Raw genomic sequence first — 20584 nt, 5'->3', positions numbered from 1 at the left:
ACGTAGCACGCTTCTCATTTTGCCGAATGAGAAACAACGTTTCGTAAGAGTACCTCCAGCCGAAGGCTAATCCCTTTATTCAATCCCTAGATGTAAGCCTCCGTCGAATAGACTTAAAAATCATTTTAAAAATGCGTAATTACTTTTACGTGTGTAACATCAGTTATTTAATCTATTTCGCTTGATACGTTCGGGCGATCAGTTCTTGTTTTAATAATTGGGTTTCGCTCTCATCTTCCACTTCTGTAAAAGCGGTGAGCCAAATACCATCGGCTGCATAACGAACAATTTTCAGTTCTATATCCGAATCTGTCTGATGATGACGCTCTAAACGTGAGTTCATCCATTCGATCCAATATTCATTAAATGTTTTATCTGTCAGCATGGTCATCGAAATCGCGGACCAAGACTGTTGCAAACCCATGATTTGTTTCTCTAAGGTAATTTCAATATAGGCTCGGGTAAAACGACCGTATGGCTCAGGGTCTTCGTCAATTAATCGATCTACGACTTCGTCTAATTGAGCCAAAAGCATGACGATCATGGACTCTAAGAGCTTTTGTTTGTTTGAAAAATGATGAAATACACCGCCTTTTGTGACCCCAACTAAATCCGCAACGGCTTGAATCGACACCCCGTTGACACCTTTATCTGCAGCAAGACGGATTGCATGCTGCAAAATACTCTGGCGTATCAGTTGAGGTTCTTTCTTGCGCTGATGCGGATTATCCATACTAGTGTCCAGCAGAAGTTGAAAACAGGTTAATTACGACCACACCTGAAACAATCAGGCCTATCCCTAACATGGCTGGGAGGTCTAAACTTTGACGAAAGATAAAGTAGCCAATTAGTGCAGTTAAAACAATACCAACACCCGCCCAAATGGCATAAGCAATACCAAGTGGTATGACTTTAATCACCTGAGACAATAAATAAAATGCCAAACAGAATAAAACTGCGACAGCCAATGAAGGCGCAAGTTTGGTAAAGCCTTCTGACTTCACCAAAAATGTCGAACCAATTACTTCTGAGATAATCGCTAATGACAGTAAGCCATAAGCTAAAGTGACCGAATTCATTAATCATTCCAAAACAAACATACCAACTGGTAGGTATGTTATTAAGTTAAAGATTATTCTGCAAGCCTTTTAAATCTGTTTTTAATTTTTGACGGTCTGTGTGTGTTGTTGCAAAAATTCTAAAGTACGATCAAAGGTCTGCTGACTGGCCTTTTTACTCATCATAAATTGATATTCATGTACCAAAAATTCTTTCGAATCTGGATAAAATACCGCTGTCACAGATACATTATTTGCCTTCAATTTTTCTACAAAAGGCTCAGATTGAGTTTTGGTTAAAAAATCTTTATTACCACCGCTGATAAATACAGGCGGATAATTTGCATTAATATTTGAGGCCGTTGAAATACGCGTTAAAAACTCGGCATCATCTTTTTTGTCTCCGGTATACGCCTGAACTAAGTTATAGACGCCCCACTCGATCAGTCCAATCTCTGCGGGTGCAGTATTTACAAAGCTGTTTAAATCATAAATACCACAATGCAAAATCAGCCCTTTAAGCTGTGAAGGCTTTAATACAGGTTGAATCTTTGACGCTTTCGCAAAATCTGGATTCGTAACCAAGGCGGCATAATGACTGGCCATATTTGCACCTGCAGAATCCCCTGCCAAATACATATTTTGCGAATCAATGCCATATTGTGCTGCATGTAGATTTAAAAACATCAATGCAGCATCAATTTGGTTGAGCTGTGCAGGATAAATGGCTTCAGGTGCAAACTGATATTGAACAGAAACTACATTATAGCCTTGGGCTGCGAGTCGTTTAAAATATCCACCTGCATGTTCTTTTGAGCCAGAGACCCAACCGCCCCCGTGGATCCAAACAATCGTTGGTCTTGGTGCAATCGCCATACTTGTTTCAGGTTGATAGATATCCAAGTTTAAATTTGGATTTTGTAGATATTGAATATTTGACTGCACAATAACATTGTCAGGAGCATGTAGGTTGATGAAGGTCTTTTGAACTTGTGTCGATAAGTTAAATGCGCCTGCAATCACTTTGGTACTGCTTTGCGTGTTTTGACAACCAGACAAATGCAACACTGAACACATGCTGAGTACAACCAACCCTGCTTTATATGACATATCAAACTATCCAATCACATCAATTCTGTTATAAATCTTAGATTTAAAATTGTATATAGTTTAGGCTTATTTTCATAAAGTTCAAATTGATCTTTTAAGCTCAAAATCCGAGAAAATTGGTCGATTTTATTTTAATATTTTTTGAGCAAAGCCCGAGTTTTCCGCTCAGATTTATTTGACGACTTATCGACATTAATTTATGTAATTTTATGAATTTACAATATTTTTTAGATTAATAAATTGAACCATGCACGACAATGTGTTATCAATAATCTATAGGGTTTAAAAGCAAAATTACAGGAGATTGTTCCATGTCATATCAAAACATTTTAGTACCTGTCGATGGTTCAGAAATCTCGTTTTCTGCAGTTAAAAAAGCTGCAATTATTGCCAAGGCGTTTAACAGCCAACTCACTTTAATCAGCCTTGTTGCTGAAGACCCATTTACCGATGCAGACTTTTATTATTCTTCATCAATCATGAAAGAATATTTCGTACAAGCTTATGCAAATGCAGAATCTGCATTAAAAGAAGCTGTACAAATTACAACTGAAGTGGGTGTAGAAGCACAAAGTAAGATTATTAAAGGTCAAGTTTCTGCTGAAGGTGTCGTAGAAGCAGCCAATGAAGTCAAAGCCGATTTGATCGTGATGGGTTCACATGGTCGCAAAGGATTTAAGAAAATGCTACTCGGCAGCTTCGCACAAGATGTACTCAGCAATACTGAATTACCCGTGTTGGTTGTAAAAGCTTAAAAATGACTAAGCCCACATGATGTGGGCTTTTTTGTATTCAGCACACCCTTCACCAAAAAGCTTACCCTTTTGTCTAATTCATACAATATCGTGAATAGAGCAAGATTAGATTGATAACATTTAAAATATTAAGGAAGCAGATATGAGTCAATATCAACAAATTTTAGTCCCTGTGGATGAATCTCCAATTTCATATTCTGCTGTTGAACATGCCCTCAGCTTGGCTAAAAGTCAAAATGCACAAGTGACCATTGTTAGTGTTGTTGCTGTTGATCCATTCGTTGGTGTCGATTTCTATGCTGTTGCACCTGCAATCACTGAATATTTTATGCAGGCTGAAAAAAGTGCTCAGCTGCGTTTAGAAGATATCAAACAAACCTTTGTACGTGATGGTATCGAAGTTAAAACTCGTTTGATTCATGGTGTATCGCCAACTGAAGGGATTTTACAAGTGGCTGATGAAATCTCTGCGGATTTAATCATCATGGGTTCACATGGACGCACAGGTTTGAAAAAAGCCATGCTAGGCAGCGTGGCACAAAATATTTTAACGCAGTGCCCAATTCCTGTTTTGATCATCAAGCAATAAACTAAGATTCAAAGAAAAGCCCTCAATTGAGGGCTTTTCTTCTTTTAGATCAATTAAACACGTTATTTAAATACACAATTCGTTCTGTAGTTTTCTGATTAAAACATTTGGTATATTGCAACTCTTGATTTTGCGTATTCATCGCATCATCCCAGTATTGCGAATGCTTTTGATAAGTCTCTTTTTCACTTTCATTTAATGAATAAACACTTTTTTGTGCAAGCACTTTACAGTCGATATCACGCTTTTCAAACCAGTCTGCTTGATCTTGCTGTAACTGCGCCTTTTGTTCATCACTAAAACGATCCCAAGTCTGATTGAGACGGTCCACCACTTTGGCATTATCCTGATCTAGCTCTTTCTTACGAATATCCATCGCCTTTTGTGCAAGGCTCATTTGTTGAGATTGACTCTCCATCCCTTGCTGATAGGATTCTTCGTCTCGCTTATTTTGAGCACTATATGCCGCATATAGCACCGCATGACGTGTCACTGTTACAACGCTATCAATTACGTCATTTTGACTTGGGACACTTAAACTTAAACCATCTTTGTCCGTTTTAGTGATGCTATAGCTAAAGTTCCCTTTAAGCTGATCATTGTCCATGCTTAAGCCTGACTCACCATCTTCGAGTGAATCATTCAAAGTATAATTACCACGTTCTTCACAGCCTTCGTCACATGGTCGTTCAGCATAGGCGTTTTCAGCACGCTTTTGTAATCCTTTCGGGAAAACCACCAACAATTGACTGCTACATTCCAATGTTTTGGCTTTATTAGGGTCTTCAGTTAAAGTCGTGACATTTTGAATGTTAAATTTTAGATTTTTTACAATCAGATCCATAAGTTGCTGATCGGCTTCATAATCGGACTGACGTATTTCTTTGTTTAATTCTTTGAGATATTCGTTTTTTAAATGATCTTGCAATTGGTCGATATTGGCTTGTGCCGTACAACTCCAATCTTCCAAAGCAGGCGCTTCCGTTTTGGCCTCAGCATCTTTTTTATTTTTAAAATTATCACAGCCGGATATCAATGCCGCAGACAACATGAGGCTCGTGATGACTATTTTTTTCATTGTATAATTACCATTATGATTTTATTCTTCGCGCGTATTTTACTCAAAACTACAGCGCTTTGACGAGAAAAATCCCCGCATGTGCAGGGATTTTTTATATATCATCTAATTTAGTACGGTTTTAATTGGTCTTTTCAGTTACGCCTTCGCTGGTGACATCTCGTACTTTGCCATTCTCAGTATTTAAAACTTCAAACTCAATACGACGGTTTTTGAATTGACCTTCTTTGGTGCTGTTTTCTGCTACCGGTTTTTCTTGACCATAACCCACCGCTTGAAGCTGTGCAGGATCAACGCCTTTCGACACCAAGTAATCCACCACAGCTTGTGCACGCTCTTGCGATAAAGCTTTATTCGCTTCCGCATTACCCACAGCATCGGTATGACCTTGTACAGTCAGATGTACTTCTGTAGCGCGCTGCAGCAATGCTGCCGCCTGATCCAAAATCGATTTATTTACGTCAGGAATATCAGATGAACCTGTCGCAAAATTAATAATTTGTAAGTTCAGCGCAGTCGCAACATCTAGCGCACGAACTTGTTCAGGGTTAATGCTTGCTAATGCTTTTTGTGCATCAGTAATACTGTTATCTACTGCTGTTTGTTCGCTCACGCCTTCTTGAACCAATACCGTCATATTTTTTGCTAAAGGTTTAATTTGATTGGCAAGGCTTTGAGCATCCGCAGGATTTTGCGACAAAATCGATAACTGATTTTCTGTCCAGGTTAAAGTGGTATTTGGCACACCTTTAAGTTTTTGCAGAACCGTTGGAATGGTATCTTGATCAATAAATTGAGTATGGTAACTGGCATCAGATGAAGCACCACAGCCCGTATTAAAGTTAAAGATCTGTTTGACTTGTTGCTGCAAAATTTCAAGATAGTTTGAATCGCCTGTTTGAATTTGACAGTTGGTTAACTGCCCATCTGTACCGGTGCTAAATTGCAAATGTGCTGGCTGAGATGCAGCAGGCTGTGCAACCGTTGTTGCAGAGATGGTTGGTTCTTCTTTATTAGTACAAGACTTAAACCAAAATGCGATCAGACCCAATAATATAAGCAGCGCAATAATTGGCAATAACCAATTCGAGCGTTTTTCTTCAACGATAACAGGTGTTGGTTCAACAACAGGCGCTTGGTGTAATGTACGGCCAGCTGCAGTGTTTACCCCTAAACCTGCGAGTAAAGGCACTGCCCATTGTGGTAGTGCCACCAAAATGCTATCTGCATGATTATCAAGTAAATGCGTGATTGCGACGGGATCAGATGAACCCGCTTCATTTTCAAGTGCCCCTAAAGTCGGAGCTATAGAGTGGTTTAAGGTTTGCTCTATTTCTGACGTTGGGGCCGTACCGCCACCGAGATGTTGCAAAAATTGATCTTTTAATGTGGGATTTGCTGAAAATATATCACTAATACGAGGGTTTAACTGTTTTTGAAAGGTATCAATAAATTCAGGTTTGGATCGAAAAATATTTAACAGGAATGGAATAAACTGGCTAATGGCTGAATTTTTTTCAGTTAAGTGTTGTGTATCACCGTCCAGCACAATCGAGGAGACGTGCTGCTTAATCAGCGCTAATAAGTCTATATTCATATTTGTACTCCATGCGGTTGTCATTATTTTCATGTGTACTTTAGTTTATATGCTTATTTTTTGATCAAATGTAATAATTTGTTCGGACTTGTCAGCGCGTTAATTTCTTTTCTATTTTCAATCTATTAATTTCAATCCTAATAAAAAAAGCCAGCCGAAGCTGACTTTTAGATATCAAATTAAAATGCTAGGACTCAACGTTTTCCATGTTGAGCTTCAGCTTAAACGGCATAAAAAGCTTGAAGCACTTTACCTTTAACGGTGTGCTGAATTAATGGTGTGTTCTTACCATTTGACACAATCGTGTCTTTATTGATGGTCCATTCAAGCTCTGGGTCGACTAGTACCCAACCCGCTTCATCTGCCCAACGTTGTTGCATATTGGCTACTTTAGCAGGTGCGAGTGTGACTTTCTCAACCCATTCCAGTGGGCTTAATAGGCCTTCTTGAATCAATTGAATACCAAAAGGTACATAGGTATCAAATGCAGTAAAACCGGGCTGTGTTTCAGCAAATGGCGCCATTTTCGCTGAGCTGCTCAGCGGCTCATGATGCGTACAAATTGCATCAATCACACCGTCTTTCACTGCTTGGCGGAGCAAGTCTTTATCTTGCTCAGAACGCAGCGGCGGACGAACATGTGCAAGTGAGTTAAAGCCATCAATCAACTGATCAGTTAAATGTAATTGGTGCATGGCTACATCGCAAGTCACAGGCAAGCCTTTCGCTTTAGCATGTTTAATTAATTCGACAGATGCGCCTGATGACAACAGACCAAAGTGTGCACGCACTTTAGTAGCTTCAATCATCAATAAATATTTTGCAATGGCTACGGTTTCCGCTAATGCAGGGATCATCGGTAAACCTTGACGAGATGCGACAAAGCCTTCATGCACACAACCATCTTTGGCAATTTGCGGTTCTTCGGCATAGAACACAACGGTCATGTTCAGACCCGCTGCATATTCCAAGGTGCGAATCACCACATCATCGTCCATAAATGGCGCATTAGCATTCGATACTGCTGTACAGCCGCCTTTTTTCAAACCTGCCATATTCGCCGGCTGCTTGCCTAACAAGCCTTGAGTTTGCGCACCAATCACCTGCAGATAAATGCCACCATCAATCATGGCTTTTTCCACCAGGCCATGAATCAATGCGCCATTGTCCTGCACAATCGGTTTTGAGTCAGGCGGGGTAAACACATGCAAAATACCATTCGCACGCGCAGCCTTACCTTCTGACTTTAAAGTGCCGTGCTGCTGTTGACCCGGTTCACGCAACCGCGCGCAAAGGTCAACCATACTTGGCATCAGCCATTTGCCTTGACCATCAATGGTTTCAGCGGCATTGCTTTCGGCAACCAATCGGCCATTTTCAATATAAACCGTCTGTACGCTGTCAGTTTGATTGATTGGATCTAAGACACGTACATTTTCAACTTTAACAATACTCATGACTATCCCTTAAACCGCAATCGCTTCAATTAAACCTTTTTCTTGCAACTGACCTTGCATTGCCAAAGCCAGTACCGCCATACGCACCGCAATACCGTTGGTCACCTGATGTAAAATCACGGACTGAGCACCATCGGCAATACTCGAGTCAATTTCAACACCGCGGTTCATTGGTCCCGGATGCATCACGATGCAGTCAGGTTTTGCCAAAGCCAAGCGTTCTTTATTCAAACCGTACATTTTGTAGAATTCAGCTTGAGATGACAGCGCAGGAGAATCAATACGTTCATTTTGAATACGTAAAGTAATAATCACGTCGCAGTCTTGAATGCCGTCTTCCATATTGTTGAACAAACGAATGCCTTCGCCATAATCATCAAAACCGTAAGGCAGCAAAGTATTTGGCGCAATGACACGAATATCTTTACAGCCCAATGTTTGCAATGCAGCGACATCTGAACGGGCAACACGCGAATGCTTAATATCGCCAATAATGGCAATGGAAATGTCTTCAAAATTCTTTTTGGTTTCACGGCGAATCGTCAACATATCCAACATGGCTTGCGTTGGATGCGCATGACGGCCATCGCCTGCATTGATGATTGCCACATGCGGACAAACATCTTTGGCAATAAAATGCGGCGCGCCTGACGATGAATGACGAACCACAAAAATGTCGGTCGCCATCGCCTCTAAATTCCACAAGGTATCACGCAGTGTCTCGCCTTTTGATGTACTTGAACGTGCAATATCAATGTTCAATACGTTTGCAGACAGGCGTTTTGCTGCCGCTTCAAAAGTGGTACGGGTACGTGTTGAATTTTCAAAAAACAGGTTCATCACCGTACGACCTTCTAAAAGGTTGTTGGTAATCAGCTGATTTTGGTCATTAAAAAAGGACTGTGCAGTGTCCAATATTTTTGTGAGAGTTTCTTTAGAAAGGCCTTCGATGGTGAGGAAATGTTTTAAGTTACCATCTTTGTTGAGTTGAATCTGGCTCGGTGTATGCAATGCCGCCAAGTGCATGAGAGATTCCTTATCGTTAAGTTAACGCATTATACAGAGAATCTTGACAAATGGCAGTTGAAGTTTTCAACGTTCAATGCAAACGCATGATGTTATTCAAAATGAATTTTCAAATTCCTATCTATCATTTCAATTAGATAAATTAAACGTTTTAAATTAAACTTCACCTTTCCCCTTTCAAAAAGCCTTCAAACAGGACTTCTATCTGTCCTTATTTTTGATTGATTTGAATACTTTCAAACAGATAAAGTTCAGCTATAAACAGCCGCCTTCTGCGCAGTTCAACAACTATTGAAACATAGAAAGATGGTTGATACATCAGGCTGTGCGCAGCAAGAAAAATATACCTACTGCTCACAGCAGGATTGAATTAACGCAAGGCGCCGATATAACGATGTGCAACCTGTGCTTTATAGATATCTTCCGCAGTCGGTTCGCTCATTAAAATTTCTGCTGTTTCAGATTGAACTGAGCTAACTATTGGTTCTTCTGGTGCTGAAACTGCAACTTCATGCAAATTCAACTCACTATATAAACGTGCAACTAAACGAGATAATTCAGGATCAGCCGTTTCCAAAGCTAAGTTAGAAACAAAGCGTGCATATTCGACATTCTCAACCACATATAATGCGTCAATAACCCGACCAGACACACGACGTAAACGTGCATAGATTAAAGTGGCGATTGAAAATGCGTTTGATTGACTATTGATTGCCAGCCCTGTCATAAATACCCCTAATGATATCAATATTATAAAGATCGAATTTTGATCAGGGTTATAGCAATTTTTGTACCATTAAGTGATATTTCTCACAATGTACACAGAATAAATTTGATAAAGTCATTCAAATCTACCGATATTTCTCCAGTTTCAGCGCAATATCGTCCGCCCAAATCCCCGAAAATACGTTAAAATATGCGATTGCTTTTTTGCCTTTGGAAATTTACATGAATTCGAAACCGCGTCTTTCTACATATTGGGTTACCTGTGCAGATGGACTGGAAACCTTACTCCGCGAGGAAATTGAAGGTTTAGGTGTTCAAAATATTGAACAGTTCCCGGGTCGTCTTGTATTCAAAGGCACACTTGAAGATGCGTACCGTATTTGCATGTGGTCACGTTTGGCTTCACGTGTACTCACCCCCATTCATACACATGAATTAGAGTTCACACATGATGCACGTGATGTAGCGGAAGAGCTCTATGAAGGTGCAATAAACTTTGACTGGTCACTTATTTTTGCACCACAAAGTACATTTGCCGTTCGTTTACATATTGAACGTGACATCAAAGTCAATTCTCAGTTCGCAACTTTACGTGTCAAAGATGGTGTGGTCGATTCCTTTATGGAAGCTGTGGGCAAACGTCCAAGCATTGACATTAAGCAACCTGAAATTACGTTGTATGTATTAGCTGGCAAAACTGAACATACTTATTGCTTAGATTTATCAGGTGATTCTCTGCATAAACGCGGCTACCGTCGCTACATGACAGATGCGCCGATTAAAGAAAATCTAGCGGCTGCCATCTTACAGAAAGCAAAACTTAAACAGCATCAACCCGATATTATTTTGGACCCAATGTGTGGTTCAGGGACATTTATCATTGAATCATTAATGATTTTGACTGACCGCGCGCCAGGCCTTGTTCGTCGTTTTGGTTTTAATGGTTGGAATGGTCATGACCATGAACTTTGGATGTCAATTAAAGGCGAAGCGGCTGAGCGTCATAAAGCTGCACTTGAAAACCCTCTCCCACAATTCTATGCATTTGATGCAGACTGGGAAGCGGTAAAAGCGACCAAACAAAATATTATTGCTGCAGGTTTCGAATCTGTACTTGATCAAATTAAAATTGAAGAACGTACACTTGCAGACTGGCCAGATTTCCAAGCAACAGGTAAGAAATGCTTTGTTGTCACTAATCCTCCATACGGCGAGCGTTTAGGTGATAAAGCCTCTAACCGCGCACTATATTTAGGTCTATCGGCATTATTACAAAAGAACTTCCCAAATCAGCCTGCTGCAATTATTGCAGCACAAGTTGAACAGGCCGATGTCCTTGCCTTTAATGATCCACAAATTTTGCGTTTAATGAATGGTAAGCTACCAATTTACGTCCGTTTTGGTACAGTCAAACCTGCGGCAGTTCAAAAGCCTTTCCTAGAGCATTGGGAACCGCAACAATTTGAAAAAATTGAAGGTGCAGAAGACTTTACTAACCGTCTGCAAAAAAACATGCAGAATCTTAAAAAATGGGCAGTCAAAGAAAATATTTTCTGCCTACGTTTATATGATGCCGATTTGCCTGACTTTAATGTCGCGGTAGATTTGTATGGTGATCGTTTACACGTACAAGAATATGCACCACCGAAAAAAATTGACCCTGAAAAAGCCAAAAAACGCTTTAACTTAGCACTTCAAGCGATTCGTGCAGTGACAGGCTTAGGTCGTGATGCGATTTTCATTAAAACACGTGCGCGCCAAGAAGGTAAAAATCAGTACACCAAACAAAGTACTGCGTCTAAACGTTTTATCGTTCAAGAAGGCAAAGCTAAGATTTTGGTGAACTTAACAGATTACCTCGATACAGGTTTGTTCCTTGACCATCGTCAAATGCGTCTACGTATTGCCAAGGAAGCCAAAGGTAAACACTTCCTCAACTTATATAGCTACACCTCTACAGCGAGCTTACATGCAGCGCTAGGCGGTGCAGCAAGTACGACCAGTGTCGATTTGTCAAATACATACCTAAACTGGTCTAAAGAGAACTTTGTACTGAATGGTTTGACTGTAGATCATGCAGATGAACAACATCAGTTCTTCTCTAGTGACTGTTTTGAATGGTTAAAAGAAGGTCACGAGCAATATGACCTGATCTTTATTGACCCACCAACCTTCTCAAACTCTAAAAAGTTCTATGGTACTTTTGATGTCCAACGCGACCATATGTCTTTACTTAAACGTGCCATGAACCGTTTAACCACTGACGGTACGCTTTACTTCTCAAACAACTACCGTGGTTTTGAGATGGACGATGTGATCATGGCAATGTTTGATGTTGAAGAAATCAGCAATGAAACCATTGGTCTAGACTTTAAACGTAACAGCAAAATTCATCGTGCATGGAAAATCACCCATCCACAAATCTAATGTTTAACTTTAGCAATTCCTGATCTATGAAATGAAGCACGTCAGTGCTTCATTTCAACCACAACGCCATCTGGATACGTTACTCGAATATTTTCGTGGCGCTCTTGCAGCACAATACGGTTAATCGGTGCCACTTCTGGAGATTGTATTAACCCGACCTGATCCGCTGCCCTTTTCTTTTGAAGCAAATAATCACTCATGGTTGAGCCTTCGAGCTGGGTCTCTTGAATGATCTTATTATTACGATTAGATTTATGATTTGAATTTTTCTGCTGCTCTTCTTTGGGTTTAGCTGCTTCACTCTCAATAATATCTAAGGTTTCTTCACTAAACTGTTTTTTACCTTGCGTTTCATTCGACAAGCGTTGATCTGAAATTGAAGTACCCGCAAAAGCTATAGACTGAACAGCGATTAAAAAAATGCTACTAATAAGACTATGTTTTACCCAAGAACATTTAGGCATGGATGAATGAACAAGTTTCCGTCTAAAAAAATAATCGTGTGACATGGTGTCTTTCCTATTGTTGTTTTCATTGGCTAGTTGCCCATTGACGCTAGCAACTTTTCAACTGTTCAACAATGGCTAGGCCGCTGTGTTCCGATAAACTGAAAATCATAATTCTGTAGCCAAAAATACAAAACCGCCAATCTATGACGGTTTTATATTTTCAAACTATACGACTAACGACTTGTTACTTATTTCTTTTGTATAGCCTGACCAAAAAGCTTTTGCCCGAACTTATATTGCATACTCATGACCATGTTATTACCATCGCGCTTGCCTTGCCCTGATGTTTCAAAACCAGCAAACATGGCTTCGGCTTCCTGTCCTGACAAACTTTTGCCCTGTAATTGCAAAAAGTTATTCATGATTGCAGTCATCATATTTTTATCAAAACTTAAGTCTGCTTGAAAATCTAGTAAGCTAGGTAGCATTTTTATAAAAGACTCCATTGAGGCATGGTGACCCGGCATGACTTTCCCCACGACATTTGCAGAGGCTTTACCTGCACCAATACTGATCGAGTTATCTTTAGACTCAAAATCAAAACCTTGGCTTGCGATTGCTAAGAAAGCTTGAGTCATTTCTTCACTTGATTCACCCACTGCATCGCATGAATTTTCCACCTGATGCAAAAGTTCACTAAATGCACGAACTTTATCTAGATTAACTTTATGTAATGCCAAATTTAGTGCGAAATCTTTCGTGACCGGTGAACTAGGGAAATCCATCTCATCAGCTTTTAAATAGCCTTCAAAGTCCACATCATGTTTATTTAGTTCGGTCTCCCAACGCAGTTGCATACCACGCATGCCGCCTGAGAACTTTTGATCTGAACGTTTGATAGAACCCGCTTGAATTTCAACAAAACCATTTTCAAGATTTTTCTGATTTAGACCTTGATTGGTCTTCATCGAAAAATTTTGCACCATGGTTTGCATTGGACCTTCACTCAACCGAACCACAGGTAAATGGATTGAAAGCTCAGATACCTTAGTGGCTTGCCCCGGTAGACTACTGATCCGAATTTGCAATTGGCTGGCATCAGCTTGTACCGTTGCACCTTGTGCAGTCGTTTTAAATGCAGGAATCTGTAGATCTGTTTTACTTTGACCAATCCAATTGACCAACGTTTTTGCCGTTAAGTCCGTGCTAAAAAGCTTGGCATATTCGGACGTACTTTGTTGTTGAACAATCTTAAAGTTCGAGTTGATGTTATAGCCTTTCAACCCACGTTGAATCTGATCGGTACCCTTCAACACGATCACTTCTTTGGGTTTACACGGGTCTGTTTTCAGGGTTAATACCCAATCGACCGTTCCACCCATCAAACCCATTTGATAATTGCTGTACTTTACATCAACATCTTGTACAGCTGCTGACCAATTATTCTGTGTATAAAATTGGGCAAGAGATTTATCTGCATATAAATTTCCTCCCACCACAGCTGTTGAAAGCACCGCTAAACTGCCAATTCCCCACATCAATTTTGACATGTCTTTCTCATTCTGATTATTCTTTGCGCAGTATACTGAAGAACTCAGTTACATAAGTACACAATTAGAATGATTTTAAATGATTGATTTGGCAGTTTTAATTGATTTTTTGATGGCTATCACTTCAACTATATACGCCCAGCTTCAAAATAACTTATACGTTTACGATCAAAAGCTGCATATGGATTGCCTTTAAAACTATGAAAATAGTGCTTGGCTTTTAACACGTGAGAGGTGGTATTTTTCATCCATCCTATACGTGGGTCCTTCTCTGCCAATGTGATGCAATAGGTTTCTTTGCCACGTCGCTTGGTCTGTTGCTTGGCATGAAAAACCAAACTTGCAAATACATCCAGATGTTCAGGATGACATAGTGGACTATGCAACATTAAATAATCAAAAGTTCCCTGAATTTTTGGCAGTGATAACACACCACGCACACTCGCGTAGGCATTATAAAAAGGCTTCATCAACTTTAATGGACGCGAATAGTCGATTACGCGGGTTTGTTTAAAACTCTTTTGATTCCATAATCCGTAGAGTCCAACCAACTGATTGTGCTGATCATAAATCAAATAAAAATCGTCCAGATTTAAGCCTCCCCAAAATGGATTTTGACCATCAACCAACGCATTAAAATCATAGCTAGGTAAAAAATTATAATGGTCTTTCATTTTTAAAATGAAATCATTCGCTTCATCTACACGTTCAGCAGTCAGCATTTTAAATTGATATTGATTGAAAGTTTTTGGTTTCACTGCTTGTGAAACAGTAAAGGTTCGAATTTCATCATAAAAAAATGGCAACGGAAAACCTGATCTTTCATGATGTAAAATACTAGCTGCGACAATATTGGCGTTTAAAACTACACTTTCAAAAATCGTATCTTGGGGGATTTCATCATGGACATAGTCCATTAATAATCGCATGACTTTGGCACCACGATACGCCGGATTCATTCTTAAATCGGCAACATAACGTATTAGGTCAGGCTGACCATTGATATAACAATAACGCCACCCCAAATTCATCATCGCAATCACGATAGATGGATCGTCCACAGGGACAACCACTTTTAAATCTGGTCGATTATACTGTGCATAGCTAGCAGCTAAATAACTCGGGTGACGCTCATAAGATAAGGTAATGCCATTACTTGGCACACTCTCAGCACTAATTTTCATTAGTTGCTCATCATCTTCGACAGTCGCATTTCGAACCGCAAACTTAGTCTCATTCTTTGAATGATATAGCGCCGTTTCATCGAACGGTGCATCTAACACATCGATATCCATCTCAATACTCAATTATTTTTGTTTTCATTTTCTTAAGCGGCTCAGGCTTAATATTCCCTTCAATCATGCCATTGTTCATGGCTAATGTTTTGTAGTAGTCCCATGCATCTTGTACATGAACCACTTCAGGTTCATCCAACTGCCCTAGATCTCGTGCCAATTCATAATGAAAATTATGTTTAAGCAAACGGTCTAGTGCTTGAGCGGATGGTTGTTTATCTACATTGCCTTCACTGAGTAAAATATAGTGCGGTTTTTTAACAGAACATTGTTCGATACCCAAGATACTAATCGGCAAATAATCCGCTTGTTTAAACTCTGCAAGAACTTTAACTGCAGCATTGTGGTCGAGCTTTTCTCCGACCAAATCTACCGTCATTTTACGACCTAAAAATTTGAAACATGGCACTTGCTGATAAAAGTCGGTGACTTCTAATTCATCATCAATCACATAACGAATTAATCCTGAACCTGTCGTGATCACAGGACTAACAATATCACCTACTTTCAGTTGCCACGATGGCACCACTTTTTGGCTGTCTTGCAAAATAAATTCATAAAAATGTGACTGATAACTTAAGGTAAAACGGCTTGCAAATGGAATCGTCACTACGCCTTCAGTTGCCCATAAACCTTTACCTTCAAATGCCACACCTGCAATTCGTTGCTGGAGTTGTACTGCCCACTGCTCTGCGCTCGCAGTATCCCAACTCGAAACCAGACTGAGTTTAGGCCACAGTTTTTTCCACGCCGTTGCTTGGGTCAAATCCAAGTCTTGTAAGCGATAGCATTGTTGACAAGATTTAGGAACTTGCAGAAAACTCAAACCCTCACGTTGCCATTGTCCAGTTTTTAAGACCTGCACAATTTCAGCTTGATGTTCATGAATGATATCCAACAATTGCAAAGCAAATGTAGGACTCCATACCGAAATCATGCCTAAATGCTTATCTGCAACGAGATACACCGCGGTTGCAAACATGGCATCTTCGGCTGAATTCGCCATCGCAATTTCAGTCGGTACCGACTGGGTAATTTTACTCAACACTCGCTTCGACAGATTAAGCAGCGCACTGTCATCATTCAAATTACTATTTTCTAAAAGCTTTCTCTGGCTTTCAGGCAACCATGAAACCGACCAATAATGCGTTGAATTTTTAAGTTGTGGATGAGTTCGGTATAAATTGGTGAGCCATAACCCAATAGCTTCATCCAATTCATCTAAAAAAGCCTGAGTATAGGGAATGAATTTAATTGCTTCACTCGACCCACTGGTGGGTTGAAAACGGACAATTTTTTCAGGCCCCAAACAATTTTTGCCACTTTGTCTGGATTGTTCAATTTGGCTTTTCCAATTGCTATAACGCGATAGCGGATATTTTTTGGCAAATTGCTCATAGCTTAAATTTTGTGAAATGTGCTGCTTTAAAAAATAGCTTAATTTTTTACGTTGCACATTTTCCAGCTGATTTGCCTGCTCTGTATAGCGTTGAAATGCTTTACGGCAGGCAATATTCAAAACTTGATGTGCAGTGGTGAGAAGCAATCCCATTAGGCCACCTTCGAGTCTGAACCTGTCGCAATATGCAATGTACGTGACTTATAACGTAACTTGCTGTCATGTTTACTCACACTGGTGGTCTTGGTTAAGAATCGATTTACATAACGGTATAAATCGCTCCAACGTAATTCACCAATGCACGGAAGTTCAGTTCCATCGACCCACGTTGGGTTCTTGTCTTCAAAGAAAGCAATCTTGGTATTGTTTTCGCGCATCTCATGGGTGATTGGCGCAACATCTGCTTTGAGTGGCTGGTAGTCTTCGCCAAAATTCAGAAGACCTGTTTCATGGTTATAGTATTCTGAGAAATATTCTTTACAGTACGATTCGACAAAGTCTTTGAGATGGGCATTTTTCTCACCATAATGTGGATAGTAGCTGTAGTAGTTATTGGCTAAGAGCAGATAAGTTTTAAAGCCTTTAGAGATTAAAATCCAATATACAGGGGTTCTTGGATGACGAAATTTAAAACTAATAATATAACGGAACATTGCTCGAGTTAATGCACGATTCCCCCAATACTCTTTCTCAATAATGGTATCACCACTGAAAAAAGCATGTCGGGCTTTACCATCAACAACAAAGTCACGTTCCATAACCGTCGAAAATCCGACAATTTGATTATTTTTCGGTTCAATAATAAAAAAAACACCGGTTTTTTCTAAGAAGTCGCGTTCAAAAATTTCATAACGGGTATTGGCATAATACTTTTGATAAATACCATACATGCGTTTGAGTTCTTGAACAGTGATGTCACCAGTATGTTTATATAAACTATAAGGTTCTTTTTTGATCTGCCTAAGCAGTTTAAATTCCATCATAATCATAATTTCCTGTTGCCATTCATTCTTGATGAACGCGCGATATTGTTTTTGTTTTACAGAACACAGTCATCTCGTTGGATGCGTGCGGACGTCATATTAGTGGGTGAAAATGATGAAATGCAATCAACTTTACGTATTTAAACGAAAATCACGAAAAGCGTAAAATAAAAAAACCCGGCCTAAACCGGGTTTCTGTTTTTACAACTGAACGTGGCTAATTTGTACCTTTTAATTGAGTTTCATCTTGTCAAAACTTAGGTGATCTCCTTCCGCTTGAACAACAATCGTATCGCCCGGTTGGAACGCGCCTGACAAGATTTTCTGTGCCAGTGTATTTTCAACTTGTTGTTGGATGGCACGTTTTAGAGGACGTGCACCATATACAGGGTCAAAACCAGCATCGATAAGTAACTCAAAGGCACTATCTTCAACTGCCAAACTCATGTCTTTGTCAGCCAAACGTGAACGTAAACGATCCAACTGAATATCTGCAATGCCACGAATTTGCGCTTTTTGTAAAGAATGGAAAACCACTAGCTCATCAATACGGTTCACAAATTCAGGACGGAAATGTTCAGATACAGCAGCCATGACCACAGCACGAACTTCGTCTTTCGACGGGTTTTCACCTAATTCACGAACATCGGTTGAACCTAAGTTCGAGGTCATCACGATTACGGTGTTTTTGAAATCAATCACACGACCTTGTGAGTCAGTTAATCGACCATCATCTAACACTTGAAGCAAGATGTTAAAGACGTCTGGATGGGCTTTTTCAACCTCATCAAACAACACCACACTATAAGGTTTACGACGTACAGCCTCAGTTAATACACCGCCTTCTTCATAGCCCACATAGCCCGGAGGAGCACCCACTAAACGGCTCACCGAATGCTTTTCCATAAACTCTGACATGTCGATACGAATAATCGCATCATCACTGTCAAATAAGAAGTTACCTAGAGCTTTGGTTAACTCAGTTTTACCTACACCTGTTGGCCCAAGGAATAAGAATGAACCACTTGGGCGGTTTGGATCGGATAATCCTGCACGAGAACGACGCACCGCATTTGATACTGCTACGACCGCTTCATCTTGACCAACTACACGGTTATGTAAGAACTCTTCCATATGTAAGAGTTTTTCACGTTCACCTTGCAACATTTTCGCAACAGGAATACCTGTAGCCGCACTTACCACTTCAGCGATTTCATTTTCTGTGACTTTGGTACGAATCAATTTCGGTTCTTCGTTCACCTCGGCGATTTCTTCTTCATTCAGGCGTTTTTGCAACTCAGGAATAACACCATATTGCAAACGGCTAGCTTCTGCTAAATCACCTTCACGTTGTGCTTTTTCAAAGGCAGTACGTGCTTTATCTAGCTCAATTTGAGCCTGATTCGTGCCGTCAACCAAACGTTTTTCCGCAATCCACACTTCTTCCAAATCACTATATTCTTTTTGAACTTCAGCAATTTGTTTCTCTAGGTGCTCAACTTCAGCTTTTGAGACTGAATCTGCATCTTTTTTCACCGCTTCTAACTGCATTTTCAATTGAATTAGGCGACGATCTAAACGGTCTAATGGCTCAGGTTTTGAGTCAATTTCCATTTTAATTCGTGATGCTGCTTCATCAATCAAATCAATTGCTTTGTCTGGCAACTGACGGTCTGTGATGTAACGATGCGACATTTTTGCCGCAGCAATAATCGCTGAGTCTAAAATTTGCACACCATGATGGGTTGCATATTTGTCTTTTAGACCACGTAAAATCGCAATAGTGTCTTCCACACTCGGTTCATCAACGATCACTTTTTGGAAACGACGCTCTAGAGCCGCATCTTTCTCGATATATTGGCGGTACTCATCTAAAGTGGTTGCACCTACACAGCGTAGCTCACCACGCGCTAATGCAGGTTTAAGCATATTCCCTGCATCCATTGCACCATCACCTTTACCTGCGCCAACAAGCGTATGTAATTCGTCAATAAAGAGAATGATCTCGCCATCATATTTGGCTAAATCTTTTAGAACGGCTTTAAGACGTTCTTCGAATTCACCACGGTATTTTGCACCTGCAAGCAATGAACCTAGGTCAAGTGAAAGTACACGTTTACCTTTCAGACTTTCAGGAACTTCGCCATTGACGATACGCTGTGCTAAGCCCTCAACGATTGCTGTTTTACCCACACCCGGCTCACCAATCAGTACGGGGTTGTTTTTACTACGACGCGATAAAACTTGAATGGTACGACGAATCTCTTCGTCACGACCAATGACCGGATCTAGCTTACCTTCTAATGCACGTGCATTGAGGTCTAAGGTATATTTGTTGAGTGAATCACGTTGATCTTCGTGGTTATTACTCATGACTTGTTCACCGCCTCGTATTTGTTCAATTGCATTGCGTAATTTATCTGTCGTTACGCCTACACTATTTAATAAGGTTTTGGTTTTACCCGTTTCAGCTAAACCTAGAATCACCCAATCTGTAGAAAGAAACTCATCTCCAGCTTTTTGAGCAAAACTATCGGCTAAATTTAGCGCTTTGACTGCTTCAGGATTTAGGTTGATGTCCCCTGTCGGCGTAGCAATGGTGGCGGTATCCTGTAGGGCTTGCTGAAGCTTGGTTTTTAACTCAGGAAGATTAGCACCTGCCTGTTGTAACAAGCTTTGGTTCGAAGGCTCTTCAAGCAATGTCGAAAGAATATGGATTCCTTCAATGGCTGTATGGTCTTTCCCCATTGCTAAAGATTGGGAATCGGATAATGCTTGCTGCAAACGGTTTGTGAATTTTTCGAATCGCATTCTTGTTATTCCTCACAACAAATTCTGTACTTGAAGCATATATGGGAGTCATATTTAAAATTTCAAATACATTTTTTAAATATTTTTCAATGAGTTAATTTTAGGATAAAGATAAATCTTAATTATAATATTGGTATAAATAGAATACTTTTCAAGTCATTTATTGAAGAATTTAGTACTTTATTATGTTATTTAAATACAAATGTATTTTTAGGTAATTTTCTTGTCAACTCAACTGACTTTCTGAGAATAAAATTCAATGATTTTCCACTAG

The 20584-nt window shown here is 39.9% G+C and carries 17 protein-coding genes; 3 read left to right on the top strand and 14 right to left on the bottom strand.

The genetic code is table 11. The features are described from left to right. Nucleotides 1–172: 172 nt before the first annotated feature. From FTU80_RS08985 to FTU80_RS08975, 3 genes are all read right to left on the bottom strand, one after another. Nucleotides 173–733 carry a TetR/AcrR family transcriptional regulator gene (locus FTU80_RS08985; protein ID WP_180084804.1) on the bottom strand — a complete coding sequence of 187 codons (561 nt, stop codon included), beginning with the start codon at nucleotides 731–733 and terminating at the stop codon, nucleotides 173–175. Between the two features lies 1 nt (nucleotide 734). After that, complete coding sequence (locus FTU80_RS08980; RefSeq protein ID WP_078188613.1) at nucleotides 735–1079, bottom strand: SMR family transporter; 345 nt, start codon at nucleotides 1077–1079, stop codon at nucleotides 735–737. An 81-nt stretch (nucleotides 1080–1160) separates the two neighbouring features. Beyond that, entirely contained in the window at nucleotides 1161–2168 is a 1008-nt protein-coding gene (locus FTU80_RS08975) for an alpha/beta hydrolase (RefSeq protein WP_180084803.1), read from the bottom strand. A gap of 311 nt (nucleotides 2169–2479) precedes the next feature. Between FTU80_RS08975 and FTU80_RS08970 the strand changes: the two genes are divergently transcribed. Further along, on the top strand, nucleotides 2480–2923 hold the full coding sequence (locus FTU80_RS08970; protein ID WP_078191806.1) for a universal stress protein: 444 nt from the start codon (nucleotides 2480–2482) through the stop codon (nucleotides 2921–2923). 142 nt (nucleotides 2924–3065) lie between these two features. Beyond that, entirely contained in the window at nucleotides 3066–3512 is a 447-nt protein-coding gene (locus FTU80_RS08965; protein WP_078188616.1) for a universal stress protein, read from the top strand. Between the two features lie 49 nt (nucleotides 3513–3561). Here FTU80_RS08965 and FTU80_RS08960 read toward each other — a convergent pair whose 3' ends face one another. The 5 genes from FTU80_RS08960 to FTU80_RS08940 form a co-directional block, all read right to left on the bottom strand. Beyond that, nucleotides 3562–4590, bottom strand: a complete 1029-nt coding sequence (locus tag FTU80_RS08960; protein WP_180084802.1) for a DUF1311 domain-containing protein — start codon at nucleotides 4588–4590, stop codon at nucleotides 3562–3564. A 121-nt stretch (nucleotides 4591–4711) separates the two neighbouring features. Continuing rightward, nucleotides 4712–6187 carry an OmpA family protein gene (locus FTU80_RS08955; protein WP_180084801.1) on the bottom strand — a complete coding sequence of 492 codons (1476 nt, stop codon included), beginning with the start codon at nucleotides 6185–6187 and terminating at the stop codon, nucleotides 4712–4714. A gap of 221 nt (nucleotides 6188–6408) precedes the next feature. After that, nucleotides 6409–7644, bottom strand: coding sequence for a dihydroorotase (locus tag FTU80_RS08950; protein WP_180084800.1), 1236 nt, complete (start codon nucleotides 7642–7644; stop codon nucleotides 6409–6411). A 9-nt stretch (nucleotides 7645–7653) separates the two neighbouring features. Then, entirely contained in the window at nucleotides 7654–8670 is a 1017-nt protein-coding gene (locus FTU80_RS08945) for an aspartate carbamoyltransferase catalytic subunit (RefSeq protein ID WP_180084799.1), read from the bottom strand. Nucleotides 8671–9040: 370 nt separating this feature from the next. Then, nucleotides 9041–9397 carry a hypothetical protein gene (locus tag FTU80_RS08940; RefSeq protein WP_180023478.1) on the bottom strand — a complete coding sequence of 119 codons (357 nt, stop codon included), beginning with the start codon at nucleotides 9395–9397 and terminating at the stop codon, nucleotides 9041–9043. A gap of 221 nt (nucleotides 9398–9618) precedes the next feature. Between FTU80_RS08940 and rlmKL the strand changes: the two genes are divergently transcribed. Further along, the gene (rlmKL, locus tag FTU80_RS08935) at nucleotides 9619–11823 is read left to right on the top strand and encodes a bifunctional 23S rRNA (guanine(2069)-N(7))-methyltransferase RlmK/23S rRNA (guanine(2445)-N(2))-methyltransferase RlmL (RefSeq protein ID WP_180084798.1); all 2205 of its coding nucleotides are present in this window, start codon (nucleotides 9619–9621) and stop codon (nucleotides 11821–11823) included. 41 nt (nucleotides 11824–11864) lie between these two features. On the opposite strand, the gene FTU80_RS08930 is transcribed toward rlmKL, so the two are convergent. From FTU80_RS08930 to clpB, 6 genes are all read right to left on the bottom strand, one after another. Beyond that, entirely contained in the window at nucleotides 11865–12332 is a 468-nt protein-coding gene (locus tag FTU80_RS08930) for a hypothetical protein (protein ID WP_180084797.1), read from the bottom strand. A gap of 188 nt (nucleotides 12333–12520) precedes the next feature. Further along, nucleotides 12521–13822 carry a DUF945 family protein gene (locus tag FTU80_RS08925; RefSeq protein ID WP_180084796.1) on the bottom strand — a complete coding sequence of 434 codons (1302 nt, stop codon included), beginning with the start codon at nucleotides 13820–13822 and terminating at the stop codon, nucleotides 12521–12523. Nucleotides 13823–13950: 128 nt separating this feature from the next. Continuing rightward, a complete protein-coding gene (locus FTU80_RS08920; protein ID WP_180084795.1) occupies nucleotides 13951–15117 on the bottom strand; it encodes a GNAT family N-acetyltransferase in 1167 nt (388 codons plus the stop codon). A 1-nt stretch (nucleotide 15118) separates the two neighbouring features. Then, complete coding sequence (locus FTU80_RS08915; protein WP_180084794.1) at nucleotides 15119–16669, bottom strand: GH3 auxin-responsive promoter family protein; 1551 nt, start codon at nucleotides 16667–16669, stop codon at nucleotides 15119–15121. Next, nucleotides 16669–17505, bottom strand: a complete 837-nt coding sequence (locus tag FTU80_RS08910) for a hypothetical protein (RefSeq protein WP_306669694.1) — start codon at nucleotides 17503–17505, stop codon at nucleotides 16669–16671. The genes FTU80_RS08915 and FTU80_RS08910 overlap by 1 nt, the downstream gene beginning before the upstream one ends. Before the next feature lie 225 nt (nucleotides 17506–17730). Then, nucleotides 17731–20310 (bottom strand): ATP-dependent chaperone ClpB, encoded by a 2580-nt coding sequence (gene clpB, locus FTU80_RS08905; protein ID WP_180084792.1) that lies wholly within the window; start codon nucleotides 20308–20310, stop codon nucleotides 17731–17733. Nucleotides 20311–20584: the final 274 nt, after the last annotated feature.

The organism is Acinetobacter sp. YH12145 (assembly GCF_013418335.1).
Classification (GTDB): domain Bacteria; phylum Pseudomonadota; class Gammaproteobacteria; order Pseudomonadales; family Moraxellaceae; genus Acinetobacter; species Acinetobacter amyesii.
The sequence above is the reverse complement of the archived record's forward strand: the minus strand, read 5'-3'. Positions and strand labels throughout refer to the sequence as shown.